Annotated in this window: 8 protein-coding genes; 4 read left to right on the top strand and 4 right to left on the bottom strand. The window is 48.6% G+C overall.

Annotated elements, in window-relative coordinates; translation table 11 throughout:
* Nucleotides 1-298: 298 nt before the first annotated feature.
* The gene (locus H065_RS0109280; RefSeq protein ID WP_017812772.1) at nucleotides 299-1,522 is read right to left on the bottom strand and encodes a nitrate/nitrite transporter; all 1,224 of its coding nucleotides are present in this window, start codon (nucleotides 1,520-1,522) and stop codon (nucleotides 299-301) included.
* Nucleotides 1,523-2,098: 576 nt separating this feature from the next.
* Here H065_RS0109280 and H065_RS0109275 point away from each other — a divergent pair.
* Entirely contained in the window at nucleotides 2,099-3,013 is a 915-nt protein-coding gene (locus H065_RS0109275) for a proline dehydrogenase family protein (RefSeq protein ID WP_017812771.1), read from the top strand.
* Between the two features lie 61 nt (nucleotides 3,014-3,074).
* Here H065_RS0109275 and H065_RS0109270 read toward each other — a convergent pair whose 3' ends face one another.
* Nucleotides 3,075-4,829, bottom strand: a complete 1,755-nt coding sequence (locus H065_RS0109270; protein ID WP_017812770.1) for a sigma-54 interaction domain-containing protein — start codon at nucleotides 4,827-4,829, stop codon at nucleotides 3,075-3,077.
* 349 nt (nucleotides 4,830-5,178) lie between these two features.
* On the opposite strand from H065_RS0109270, the gene pruA reads away from it, so the two are divergent.
* Nucleotides 5,179-6,747: an L-glutamate gamma-semialdehyde dehydrogenase gene (pruA, locus tag H065_RS0109265; RefSeq protein WP_017812769.1), complete on the top strand. Its 1,569-nt coding sequence runs from the start codon at nucleotides 5,179-5,181 to the stop codon at nucleotides 6,745-6,747.
* Nucleotides 6,748-7,137: 390 nt separating this feature from the next.
* On the opposite strand, the gene H065_RS26925 is transcribed toward pruA, so the two are convergent.
* Together H065_RS26925 and H065_RS28565 are read right to left on the bottom strand one after the other, a co-directional pair.
* On the bottom strand, nucleotides 7,138-7,719 hold the full coding sequence (locus H065_RS26925; protein ID WP_017812768.1) for an LbetaH domain-containing protein: 582 nt from the start codon (nucleotides 7,717-7,719) through the stop codon (nucleotides 7,138-7,140).
* A 44-nt stretch (nucleotides 7,720-7,763) separates the two neighbouring features.
* Entirely contained in the window at nucleotides 7,764-8,183 is a 420-nt protein-coding gene (locus tag H065_RS28565) for a DUF6055 domain-containing protein (protein WP_017812767.1), read from the bottom strand.
* Nucleotides 8,184-8,631: 448 nt separating this feature from the next.
* Between H065_RS28565 and H065_RS25645 the strand changes: the two genes are divergently transcribed.
* Together H065_RS25645 and H065_RS0109245 are read left to right on the top strand one after the other, a co-directional pair.
* A complete protein-coding gene (locus H065_RS25645; protein ID WP_017812766.1) occupies nucleotides 8,632-10,926 on the top strand; it encodes an FAD-dependent oxidoreductase in 2,295 nt (764 codons plus the stop codon).
* Nucleotides 10,880-13,039, top strand: coding sequence for a molybdopterin oxidoreductase family protein (locus H065_RS0109245; RefSeq protein ID WP_017812765.1), 2,160 nt, complete (start codon nucleotides 10,880-10,882; stop codon nucleotides 13,037-13,039). Before H065_RS25645 ends, H065_RS0109245 begins: the two co-directional genes overlap by 47 nt.
* Nucleotides 13,040-13,252: the final 213 nt, after the last annotated feature.

Below are 13,252 nucleotides of genomic sequence, written 5' to 3'. Positions count from 1 at the left end.
CAAAGTGTAAAATTGACCACTGGATGATACAGACTTACTTATTATACTCCTTAACATGCCAGCCTACACTATCCGAATAATCCAATTGGTTGCGATCCTTATATGCAGACAGGCTTTTAAAGAGTAGAGAACTGTTATATTTCCGCCATAAAAATATCAAAAAAGGCTGATATTCTCCTCCACTCCGGAAAAGAAGATCAGCCTTTTTATGCATCATAGAGCTATGCCAGTATGTTCAATCTACTAAAAACAAACTTTCTTTTTTTCTTATAGTCACGGATTCACACATCTATCTCCCTTATCCAGCCTGACGTGCCGATTCACTGATTGCTGCACTGCGCAGCCAGCTGCCGCGCCACCGGGTCTGCATCACGACCAACAGCACCAGCGAGCAGAAGGCCACCGTACCCAGTACGATAAATCCAGGCGTGTAAGAGCCTGCTGTTTTGTACAGATTGCCAAGAACCAGCGGCAGCGCATAACCGCCGAGTCCTCCTGCAGCACCGACAATCCCGGTGACCAGACCGATCTCGTTGCCGAAACGCTGCGGGACCAGCTGGAATACAGAGCCATTGCCTGCTCCCAGACACATCATACCGATAAATAGCAGCACCACCACGACCGGCAGCGGCGGCAGGAAAGAAACGCACAGCAGCATCGCCCCGGCCCCGGTATACAGATACATCAGCATCCGTGTACCGCCGATTTTGTCTGCCAGATACCCGCCGACCGGACGGAAAAAGCTGCCGGCAATTACACAGATGGTTGTAATATCCGCTGCATGAACAGCAGACAATCCGTACTGTGTATTGAAGAAAATTGTCAAATAATTAGCCAGACCGACAAAACCGCCAAAGGTCACACAATAAAAGGCACAGAACACCCACGCATCCCGCTGACTCAAAATGGAAGCATACTGGGACAGCTTTTTCGGTGCGGGACGATCCGGGCTGTTCTTGGCGAAAATACTAAAGTAGATAAAAACGATAACGATCGGAATCATCGCGATACCAAATACGACTTCCCAGCTGCCAAAATACTGGGCCAACCGATTGGCAAACAGGGTGGCGAGCACCGTACCACTATTACCGGCGCCAGCTATGCCCATAGCCAGACCCTGATGCTCCTTGGGATACCACTGACTTGCCAGTGGCAGTGCCGCAGCAAAAGACGCACCAGCTATTCCCAGCAGCAACGCAACCACATACAGTTGATCCAGCGACTGTACCCATTGCCAGCCCAGATACAGCGGCACCAGCGTAACAATCATTCCCAGCTGTGCTGTTAGTTTGGGGCCAATATAGTCGGACAGAAATCCGAGCAGTAGCCGTAAAATGGAACCGCCGAGTACCGGAAGAGCGACCAGCTGTGCTTTTTGCACAGGATCCATCGGATAATCCTGCGCAATAACGACACTTAAGGGCCCAATCAATCCCCAGATCATAAAGCTGATATCAAAGTACAAAAAAGAACCAAATAATGTAGGCTTATGCCCGCTCTGCCAGAAACTTTTTCTCTCCATCTCTCTCGCTCCTCTGTATTTCATAATGTACTGATTTCGATGATCCGGCATGTTTGTTGATTGCATAAGTCCATACAAAAAGCCGCAATTTCCCCTTTGGAATCAAAGGATAAAATTGCGGCTTCATTGCCTGCGTTTGCACATCATTGTGCTTGAATATGTAAACTTATGAATCACCGGATAGTGAATTTGTTTCAAATTATAAGAATATTTTATTCATGTGTCAATTAAATTAACAAAATTATAAGAAAATAATTTTATGAGTCATATAATATAACATGTAACCATACATAACTTATTATTCATCATATTGGCCTCCTCTTCGATTCATGCGATCCCTTTACTTCTTTCTTTTTTCAAATCGTTTCTCTTTTGTACTCAGCTTGTTATGATCCGATTTTCCAGTTAAAGATATGTATCCATATACTAATATGTTCATTATTGAACACTTTAAATAAAAATAATCTAATTTTTAAAAATATTTTGTGCAAAAATATACGTTTTGTATATACAATCCATATTGTATTGATTAGAATAATGACATATTCAACCAGTTCTCATGAAAAGAGGGGTAGCATGGAGACCGTGCTTCGGAATTTGTTTCAGTCACTGGCCAAAAATCCTTCCGCCAATAAAATGGCTAAAAAGTATGGTTTGCGCTTCGGTGCCAGACGTTTTGTTGCCGGCGTAACGATTGAAGAAGCTGTGCAGGCCGTTCGTACACTCAATCAGGATGGCCGACTGGCTACACTGGATCACCTGGGAGAGTTTATCTCGACTCGCGAAGAAGCGATGGAATCTACCCAGATGTGTCTGGAGACGCTGGATGCCATCTCGCGCAGTGGAGTACAGTCCAATCTGTCACTCAAAATGACCTCGCTCGGTCTGGATATCGACCGTCAGCTCTGTATCGACAATATGACCTCTATCCTGACACGAGCACAAAGCTATGGCAACTTCGTACGGATCGATATGGAGGATTACGCCCACTGCCAGATGTCTATTGATATCTACCGTGAGCTGCGCCAGCAGTTCGATAATGTAGGTATTGTACTGCAGGCCTATCTATACCGCACCGAACAGGATATTCAAGATCTGAATGAGTACCGTGCCAATCTGAGACTGGTCAAAGGTGCTTATAAAGAGCCTCCGTCTGTCGCCTTTCCTGCCAAAGAAGATGTCGACAGCAATTACTGCAAAATTATTAGCCAGCATCTGACAAACGGCAACTATACAGCGATCGCTACTCATGATGAGAAAATTGTCCGCTATGTGCGCGAGGAAGTTACACGTCATCATATTCCTTTGCATCAATTTGAATTTCAGATGCTGTATGGCATCTGCGAAGACCTTCAGAAACGACTTGTGCAGGACGGCTACAAGGTACGTGTATATGTACCGTATGGACGTGACTGGTTCGGTTACAACATGCGCCGGCTGGCAGAGCGTCCGGCCAATATATGGTTTGTACTCAAAAACCTATTCAAGTAAAGCCAAATAGGCTTGCCTGTGAGCGAATGCGCTCTTCAGACAAGCCTGGTGCAGCAACAGTTTACAACTGATGCTTGGTCATTTTGTTATACAGGGTACCGCGGGAGATGCCGAGAATCCGGGCAGCGATACTTTTATTACCAGCAGCTTTTTGTATCGCTTCTTCGATGCGCAGCTTTTCTTCCTCTTCGGTAACACGGGCTTTGAGGCTGTGCGCTATCAAAGGTTCAGAAGGTTCGGAGACAATGATATCTTCCTTTTCCCTTGTAAATGCCGGAGGCTGATCTCCCTGCAGCGATTCGGGCAGATGCTCCAGCAGCAGGGAATCCCCTTCACTCAGAATCACACAGCGTTCAATGACGGCACGCAGTTCGGCAATATTGCCCGGCCAGTCATAACGGGCAAATGCCAGCATGACTTCCGGTGCTACTCGCGGTACGGGCTTCTGGTAATGTACGGCAAATTCGCGCAGATACATATGCACCAGTATCGATAGATCTTCCCTGCGTTCACGCAGCGGAGGTACCGTAATTGTAACGACACCCAGCGCGTAATACAGCTCGGAGCTGAATTGCTGATCGGTGACACGCTGATCTAGTGCGGTCCGCGTACCCGCGATAATCCGTGCATGAAGCGGAATATCTTCCTGACCTCTATAACGGCGGAAAGAGCGCGTCTTGATCGCACGGTACAGCTTATTCTGGATATCCGGCGGCAACTTGTCGATCTCATTCAGAAACAGGGTACCCTCCCCTGCCTGCTCCAGCTTGCCCGCTTCCTGAATATCCTGGCCGGAATACGTACCACCGATAAAGCCGAACAGTTCACTGTCCAGCATCCCCGGCGGCACGGCACCGCAGTTCAGGGACAGAAATGGAGATTCTGCATGGGCGCCGGCCAGATGGATCGCCCGGGCGAGCTGCTCCTTGCCGGAACCGGCTTCTCCATACAGCAGCGCTGGTGTATTCAGCTCAGCGATTTTTTTGCCGATCCGAACAACCTTGCTGATGCTGTGACTCTGTCCATCCATCAGGGTAAACGGATCACTCCTACGCGGCATTGTATCGAGAATGCTCGCCTGAGCATGGGACAGCTCCCGGTTTAATTTGACCAGATGAGTGATATCCTGCTCGGAAGACAGTCCGCCTACGACATGACCCGATGCATCCAGTACCGGGGAAGCATTGATCAATACGTGAGTACCTTCGGAAGATTTGTGATACATGTTGCGGACTTTGCGTCCTTCATCCAGTACGCGCAGCAGCATAATCGATTCCGGATCAAAATGCTCACCAATGGTCTGGCCCATAATACGTTCATACGGAATACCGTAAATCTGCGCAGCCGCATCATTCCAGCAGATAACCCTGCCCTCCTGATCCACTGCGGTTACGGCATCGGTCACGGTATCCAGCAGTCCATTTAGGTACATCTCGGCTTTGCGTTTCTGACGATGCAGCTGACGCAGAAGATCACCACCATGAAGATAGCCTCCTGCCTGCCCATCCGGCATTGTGAATACAATCGGACGACTCAGCGAATCGGGCAGCTGATCGATCCATTTATCGTCTGCTTGCTCTATTATTTCTCTATTTACCATAGGCGAAGGTTCACAGGTAGCCAGAGAACTCTCGACAGAACCTGCCGCCTCCTGCCAGAACTGAAGATCCTCGGATGTAAACAGGTACGTCTTACGGTTATAACGTATACAGACTGCCTGGTCCTGCAGCAGTAATTCGACTACCTTTTGCGCTTCTGCCTGCTGCGGCAGTTCGGTTATATTTTCATTTATTTGTAATTGTTCATTATTGAACATAATAATCTCTCACTCCATGTAATTTAGTAACAATTTAACATGGCTGCCCTTCTACTGACAACTATATGACAGATTTGGCTATTTCGATCTATTCTATTGTAGATCTGAAATGAATGTTGATTGTCCCGCAAAGAAATGGATCATTACTAAAAAATAGGCCTCCCTTGATAAAAGTAATAAATTCGGATACTTGATATACTTTCCAACTTTCTGTTCATTATTGAACAATTATCTAAATATTTTTGTTTAAATTGTACATTTTAAACGATAAAAGTGTATAATCCAATTAAATGTATGTGCTTACAAATTATGATTGTATTCTGCTTCCATATTGAGAGGAGATAAATCAATGAGTAAAACAACAAATATCCAAACATTTGCCAATGAACCTTTTGTAGATTTCAGCCAACCGGACAATCGTGAAGCAATGGAACAGGCTATTGCCCGCGTCCGCGCAGAACTTGGCCAGACTCTTCCTTTGCATATTGGAGACCAGAAGATTGTAACCGAAGACAAAATCGTTTCTATCAATCCTGCAAACAAGGATGAAGTGATCGGTTATATGAGCAAAGCCAATCAGCAGCTCGCTGAACAAGCGATGCAGACAGCGCTGGAGACATTTGAGACATGGAAAAAGGTTCCTGCCCGTATCCGTGCCGATTATCTGTTCAAAGCAGCTGCCCTGATGCGCGAACGCAAGCACGAATTCTCGGCGATGATGATTCTGGAAGCCGGCAAAAACTATGCCGAAGCCGATGCAGATACTGCGGAAGCGATTGACTTTATGGAGTTCTACGCCCGCGAGATGCTGCGTCTGGATCAGATTAACGAGACCCAGCCGCTGACCCCTATCCAGGGTGAAGATAACCGACTGACCTATATTCCTCTCGGTGTAGGTATTGTTATTCCGCCATGGAACTTCCCGCTGGCGATCTGTGTAGGGATGACGACAGCTGCTGTAGTATCCGGGAATACGGTACTGCTCAAGCCTGCTTCTACTACACCGGTTATCGCTCATATGTTCGTTGCTCTCATGGAAGAAATCGGATTGCCACCGGGCGTGATCAACTTTATCCCGGGCAGTGGTGCCGAAGTCGGCGATTATCTGACTACTCATCCGAAGACACGCTTTATCAGTTTCACCGGTTCCAAGGAAGTCGGTCTGCGCATCAGCCGTCTCGCCGCCGATACCGTAGAAGGTCAGATCTGGATGAAACGACTGGTCGCGGAAATGGGCGGCAAGGATGGAATCGTGGTCGACGAGACAGCCGATCTGGATGCAGCAGCCCAGGCGATCGTTGCTTCTGCCTTTGGCTTCCAGGGTCAGAAATGCTCGGCAGGCTCACGCGCTGTAATCGTGGAATCCGTCTATCCACAGATTGTAGAAAAAGTAACCGAGCTAACCGGACGGCTATCTATCGGTCTGCCGGAAGAGAACTATCCATCCGGACCGGTTATTGATGAAGCCTCTTATAATAAAATTCTCGATTACATCGAGATCGGCAAAAACGAAGGTCGTCTGGTCGCAGGCGGTAACAAAGCAGAGGGTAACGGCTACTATATCCAGCCTACAGTGTTCGCGGATGTAGATCGCAAAGCCCGCCTCATGCAGGAAGAAATCTTTGGCCCGGTACTGGCTCTGTGCTCCGCCAAAGATTATCAGGAAGCGATCGAGATCTATAATGATACGGAGTTTGGACTGACCGGTGCATTCTTCTCTACCAATGAGGAGCGGATCAGTGAAGCGCTGGAGACGATGCACTGCGGCAATCTGTATGTAAACCGCAAATGTACGGGTGCGCTGGTAGGTGCGCAGCCATTTGGCGGATTCAATATGTCGGGTACGGATTCCAAAGCCGGCGGTCATGATTATCTGCTGCTATTCACCCAGGCGAAATTGACTTCGCGCAAGCTGTGAGGGTTGGGTGATAGTCGGAAGTAGTTAGGCGTATGACTGGATATGGATACGATTGAAGTGGCATGGTGAGTTTATCATTTTATAGTAAAAGCCCCTGTAGGTGTGGTTACAGGGGCTTTTGATTGTGGTTGTGGTTGTGGTTGTGGTTTCGTTGAACAGAGCTTGATCTGTTCTTCATCATTCACTTCAGAAAGGAATAAGAGCACGTCCTCCGGTTAAGCCTGGAGATCCTTTGTGGGTTGGAGTAAATGAGGATCTCCAGGCTTAAATGTCGTCCTTTGCTCTTATTTCCTTTCTTTCGTTACGTACGTGAGCTTCTTTTCAAAAACAATAAAGTTAAGTTGCAGATAGAACATTCTTCCACATCTAAATGGTTTGGGTTAATCAATTTCACTTGATTGGAGAGCGTGCATACCCGCTTCCACTTTTGATGGCATAGCCATCTTTGAATGTGTTCACAGAAGCGTCGATACTCAGGTAACCCGAGAATGATCCGTCAACAAGGTTGTAGCCCATATCATCGTAAAAGTCTCCGTACGTTATTGCGTTTCCACTTGCTCCGCCATGCTTCTCCTTACTTTCGCCGCCTTGCACAATAGACATCCCTTTGATGACAGCATGATCGCTTACGGTATAATACCCACCTACAAGTGCGCTTTCCATTACACTACTACTGCCAGATATAGCAGCATCGTCGCGAACGATCGCTTGATCGCTCACATCCGCCTGATCGGTAACGGCTGCATATCCATCCACAATGGCATAGTCACTCCGCCAGGCAGAGCCATCGATTACTGCATTGCCTTGCGCCATTGTATGACCGGTTAAGCGCGCATTGTCGCCGATCTGTGCATCGCCTCGTACAATGGCATTATCCTCAATTCGGGCATTTTGCTTCACTACTGCATTGTCCAGCACTCGGGCATTGGGTGCGACATATACACTTGCATCGACAAAAGCACTGTCCGCCACAAAACCTCCTCCATTTCCATGACGATGTCAGGAGACTCCAGAGTCTATACCGATTGGCGACAGATTGGGTTCGGCATGTTCCAATTGAAGTGTATATGGATAACGAGGTTTGGATTCAAATGGTCTGTTCTTTTCTGAAAAAGCCTGATTCCAGCTGTCTGGGGCGCACATTCTGCCGGAACGGAGCAGTTGGCAATGGTCTCATACCACGGACCAAGATAAAGATTATCTCTCCAACTGTTATTCGACTGGGCAAATTGCACAGCATGTCCCAATGCATGAGGAACAACTGTATCGTTTTTTAGTGCATCTGGTGCCATCATCAGATAAGGGTATCCATCGATATCCATTCCTGCGAAAGCCCAGCCTTTCTCATATAACGGAAGTCCAGTCTCCATAATTACCACGTTGGTTTTATAGGGATGAGTATTGGCGCTCGATGAAACTGGAGTGAAAGGTGCCACTATACAAAATCCTCAAAATACATCATTAATGTTATATTATATAACTCATAAATAATTTTAGAGCATAATAAATGATTATACGTTAATTATATTGACATAAATTTCAGAATCCTTTACTGTTACTTTATAACTTTCACACAAAGACGTGTGATCTTAATTGGTGGCAATGATGCCCTTTTCCTGTTGTTAATTCAGCAGAAAAGGGCTTTTTCTGTTTATTTCCACCTCGTTTATACAGCGATATGATAATATGCTGTCTTTTCTGGAAGATGAACTTGATTATGAAAAGGATACGCAGCCTTTTAAAATACGTAAGGTAATTTAACATTGTGTAAAAGAAATGATGAAATTGGATGGATAATTGCAAAATTATTGTAGATAAACGCTTGAATAGTAGATGTATACCCAAATAGAGACAGATATCAGGATGGATAAAGGAGGAAATCATATGCCTTCAAAGTTAGTCGTGATTGGTAATGGAATGGCAGGAATGCGTTGTGTGGAAGAAATAGTGAAGCGGCAGCCCGGACATTTCAAAATTACGGTGTTTGGTGCGGAGTCCCGACCAAACTATAACCGGATTCTGTTGTCCAAAGTACTTCAGGGTGAAAGCCGGTTTGAGGATATTATTCTGCATTCGCTGGACTGGTATCAGGAGCATGAAGTTCAACTGCACTCCGGCGAACAGGTTGTGCGGATTGATCCGGAGCAGCGGATGATTCATACGGCTTCCGGCATTCAGACAGGATATGATGTGCTGATTATCGCGACAGGTTCGGTTCCCTTTATCCCTCCGATACCCGGTTCGGATAAAAAGGGCGTAATTTCTTTTCGCAGTATGGAAGACTGCCAGATCATGACCGAGTATGCAAGCCAGTACCGCCGCGCCGCGGTTATCGGCGGTGGTCTGCTTGGATTGGAAGCGGCGCGTGGTCTACTGCATCTTGGTATGGAGGCGCATGTTGTACATAACGCTTCCTATCTGATGAATCGTCAGCTGGATGCACTGTCAGCCGGCATGCTGCAACAAGAGCTGGAGCAGCAGGGTATGATCTTCCATCTCAATCGCAATACACTGAAAATTACCGGCGCGACCCGAGCGCAGGGATTACGCTTTGATCAAGGTGATCGACTGGCTGCCGATCTGATCGTGATGGCAGTTGGTATTCGTCCCCATATCCGCCTGGCTGAACAGGCAGGCATTCAGACTGGACGCGCTATTTTGGTAGATGATCTAATGCAGACCAGCGAGCTCGGCATTTATGCAATCGGCGAGTGTGCAGAACATCGCGGTATCTCTTATGGTCTGGTTGCTCCTCTATATGAGCAGGCACAGGTACTGGCTGCTCATCTGTGTGAACAGCCAACGGCCGGTTATCAGGGCTCTATCCCGTACTCCCAGCTCAAAATCTCCGGTGTACATGTCTTCTCGATTGGCGATATCCAAGCTCCAGAAGCCGAGGATATCGTGCAGCAGTATGATGGTGTACGCCGCACCTATCGCCGAGTGCTGGCTACCCGCGGCAGCATCAGCGGTGCCATATTATACGGTGAGACTGCTGAAGGAGCCGCTCTGGTCGAAGCAGTACGCCGTGGTCAATCTGCCGAGGAATGGCTCGCAGCAAACAGCACGGATGCGCATGCGTCCATGAATCCGGCAGACGCAGCAGCGATAGCCCTGTCTCCGCACTCAGTTGTCTGTGCCTGTAATGCAGTGACCAAATGCAAGATTCTGGATACCATGACCAATCTGCAGCTGGAGACAGCAGATGAAGTCCGGGAGCACACCCGTGCTTCCGGCTCATGTGGCGGCTGTCGTCCTACGGTAGAAGCGCTCGTACGTTGTCATGCTGCCGGGATCACGGAATCTGCTCCAGTCGCGACTGAACATGCTCCTGTAGCTGAAGAGATTCCTGCTATTTGCAGCTGCACTTCCCTCTCTCATGAGGGGCTTCGCTTACAGATCCATCAACAGGGCTGGCAGACCCCTGCCGAGGTTAGGCAGCAGCTAAACTGGAAAACGGCAGATGGCTGTTTAAAGTGCCTGCCTGCTATTCATTATTATCTGAATACCCGCCGCTTGATACAGTCCGCTAATCTGGAGTATTTCCCTACAGATATTGCTGAAATGGAAATCGATCATCGGCTGCTGGAAAATCGTTATCACGTATCGGGTAATCTTGCACAGCATACATGGACAAATACAATGCCAGACGCTGCAGTATCTTCGTTCATGAGCAATTCCCTTTCAGCTTCCCTGCTGCTTTATGCCGATCCTGCATTACTGCAACAACTGCCGGACAGTGGTGACCTGTTGCAACAATTATATAGCAGATGGCAGATAATCGTACCGGCTGTTCCTTTGCAACTGGCTGCAGCCGTTCACTCTGATGGGCCGGTAGGCGTATTGCTGTATGATCTGGCAGTATGCAGCTCTCCTGCGGGGTGGGAGATCTATGCTGGTGGTAGTTCGATAGGTTCCTTTCGCAGAGCAGAATTGATTGCCCAGATGGATTCTTTTCACGAAGCGATCCGTCTGTTATCTCTCTGTATTCACTATTATTATGAACAATCCGACTATGGTGAACCAGTATGGCAGTGGCTGGAGCGTACCAGTCTGCCAAATGTCCGCGAACAGATATTGAACCGATATTACGAACAGCACTCTAAATCTGGAATGGAAGGAGCGATCAGCCATGAACATGATGAAAACGCAGTGCCCTTTTTGCAGCGTACAATGTAAAATCACCCTGAATTACAAAGAATTCGCAGCAGCTTCCACTCTCCCATCTGGTACGCCGCAGACCGATCGCCGCCATACCAGCTGGCAGGCGGAAGGTACACCCAATGCAGCTTCCCAGGGACGTATCTGTGTAAAAGGCATGAATGCCCATCAGCATGCGATGAATCGGGAACGGCTGATGTTCCCGCTGGTCCGCCGTAATGGCTATCTCGTCAGAGCGACATGGGCAGAAGCACTTGATCGAATCAGCAGCCATTTCCAATCTGCCGCGAGGCAGTATGGTACGGACTCTATCGGTGTATACGGCGGTGGTTCGCTGACCAATGAAACCGCCTATCTGCTCGGTAAATTTGCCCGGATCGGTCTGAAAACAAAGTATATCGATTATAACGGACGCTTTTGCATGTCGGCAGCAGCTTCTGCCGGCAGCAAGGTGTTCGGACTGGATCGCGGCATGACCTGCCGACTGGAAGATATTCCACTGGCTCATTGCATTATTCTCGCCGGAACGAATATCGCGGAGTGTCAGCCGACCCTGCTGCCTTATTTTAATGAAGCCCGTGCCAATGGAGCACGCATGATCGTTATCGATCCCCGCAAGACCGCAACCGCCGCAATTGCAGACCTTCATCTGCAGATCCGGCCGGGTACCGATGCCATGCTGGCGCTGGCGCTGCTGAATATTATTATCGAAAATGGCTGGATCGATGCATCCTTTATCCATAATCGCACCAATGGTTATGATGAACTCACCTCTCTGCTTGATGGTATCGATACAGAAGAGGTTGCGGAGCTATGCGGTATTCCCTCCGAACAGATTCGTCAGGCTGCCAGCTGGTACGGACAGGCCGCTACCGGGATTATTCTCACCGCCCGCGGAGTGGAGCAGCAGACCGATGGGCATCTCGCTGTACGTTATCTGATCAATCTGGTACTGGCTACCGGCAAAATCGGACGTCCAGGCTGCGGCTATGGAGCAGTCACCGGTCAGGGCAACGGTCAAGGCGGACGTGAACACGGTCAAAAAGCCGATCAGCTGCCCGGCTACCGTTCGATCGAGAATCCGGCAGATCGTGAATACATCGCCTCCGTCTGGCAGATCGATCCGGACGAGATTCCAGGCAAAGGCGTATCTGCCTACGAAATGATGGAACTGGCTGACCGTCAGGAGATTCGTACCTTATTCGTGATGGGCTCCAATCCGGTCGTCTCCAATCCCAATATCCCGCTCGTTCGCTCTGCGCTGGAAAATCTGGATATGCTGGTCGTTGCCGATATGTTCCTGTCAGAAACAGCCCGCATGGCAGATGTTGTGCTACCGGTTACATCCTATCTGGAGAATACCGGTACACTTACCAACCTGGAAGGACGGGTACTGCTGCGCGAAGCAGCATCTCCTGCACCCGGCGAAGCGCAGGATGATTGGCGTATACTGTGCGAACTGGCTGCTCGGCTGGGCCGAGGGCATTATTTTGATTATCGGGAAGTCGAAGAGATCTTTGATGAACTGCGGATAGCGAGTCGGGGTGGCACAGCTGATTATTACGGGATCACCTATGAGCGGCTGCGCCAAGAAGAGGGCGTGTACTGGCCTTGCCCGACACCTGAGCATCAGGGTGTGCCGCTGATGTTCGCAGAACGATTTGCCCATGAGGACGGCAAAGCTCTATTCACCGGCATAACCCATCATGCCATACGACCACAGCGTTCACCGGAATATCCGCTTATTCTCACGAACGGCAGGGTATTGTCTCATTATCTGACTGGCGTACAGACCCGGCGCAGTGCCTCACTCGCCGCCCGTGAGCTGGAGAATTTCGTCGAGATTCATCCGCTAACTGCTCGCCAGCATCATCTGCAGGATGGAGAATGGACAGAGATTCAGTCGGCACACGGTCGCTTTTTTGTTCGCTGCCGAATCAGCGACCAGATCCGTCCGGATACATTATTCGTCCCCATGCACTGGGGCGGTACCCAGAACGTGAATGAAGCCACTCCACCGGAGCTTGATCCTTACTGCAAGATGCCAGGCTTCAAGGTGACTGCAGTTGCGATTCGTTCTGTACGTGCGGGTATCGTGCAGATGCACTATCAGCCCCCTGTTTCTATCTAGTCTCTATATAAAGGTACAGAGTTCTTATTTCTGTATATGCGACTGCTTATGCCAGGTTCATCTTTGCTTTAAATAAGACCTGACGCAAACCGCTGCTTCTCCAAAGTATGCTTGGTGTCAGCTAGTATAAACCTGTTCTCTTGCTTATGGAGAACAGGTTTTTTTGGGAAACTTTGCCGGATAGGATCGTATTCGGGGATCAACTACGGTATG

The organism is Paenibacillus shenyangensis (genome assembly GCF_000346635.1).
Taxonomy (GTDB): domain Bacteria; phylum Bacillota; class Bacilli; order Paenibacillales; family Paenibacillaceae; genus Saccharibacillus; species Saccharibacillus dauci.
This window is presented reverse-complemented; position numbering and strand designations above follow the sequence as displayed.

Coding starts and splice junctions, on each gene's coding strand:
- H065_RS0109270 (WP_017812770.1), bottom strand. CDS start 4,829: ATGTTCAATAATGAACAATTACAAATAAATGAAAATATAACCGAACTG.
- H065_RS0109280 (WP_017812772.1), bottom strand. CDS start 1,522: ATGGAGAGAAAAAGTTTCTGGCAGAGCGGGCATAAGCCTACATTATTT.
- H065_RS0109245 (WP_017812765.1), top strand. CDS start 10,880: ATGAACATGATGAAAACGCAGTGCCCTTTTTGCAGCGTACAATGTAAA.
- pruA (WP_017812769.1), top strand. CDS start 5,179: ATGAGTAAAACAACAAATATCCAAACATTTGCCAATGAACCTTTTGTA.
- H065_RS25645 (WP_017812766.1), top strand. CDS start 8,632: ATGCCTTCAAAGTTAGTCGTGATTGGTAATGGAATGGCAGGAATGCGT.
- H065_RS0109275 (WP_017812771.1), top strand. CDS start 2,099: ATGGAGACCGTGCTTCGGAATTTGTTTCAGTCACTGGCCAAAAATCCT.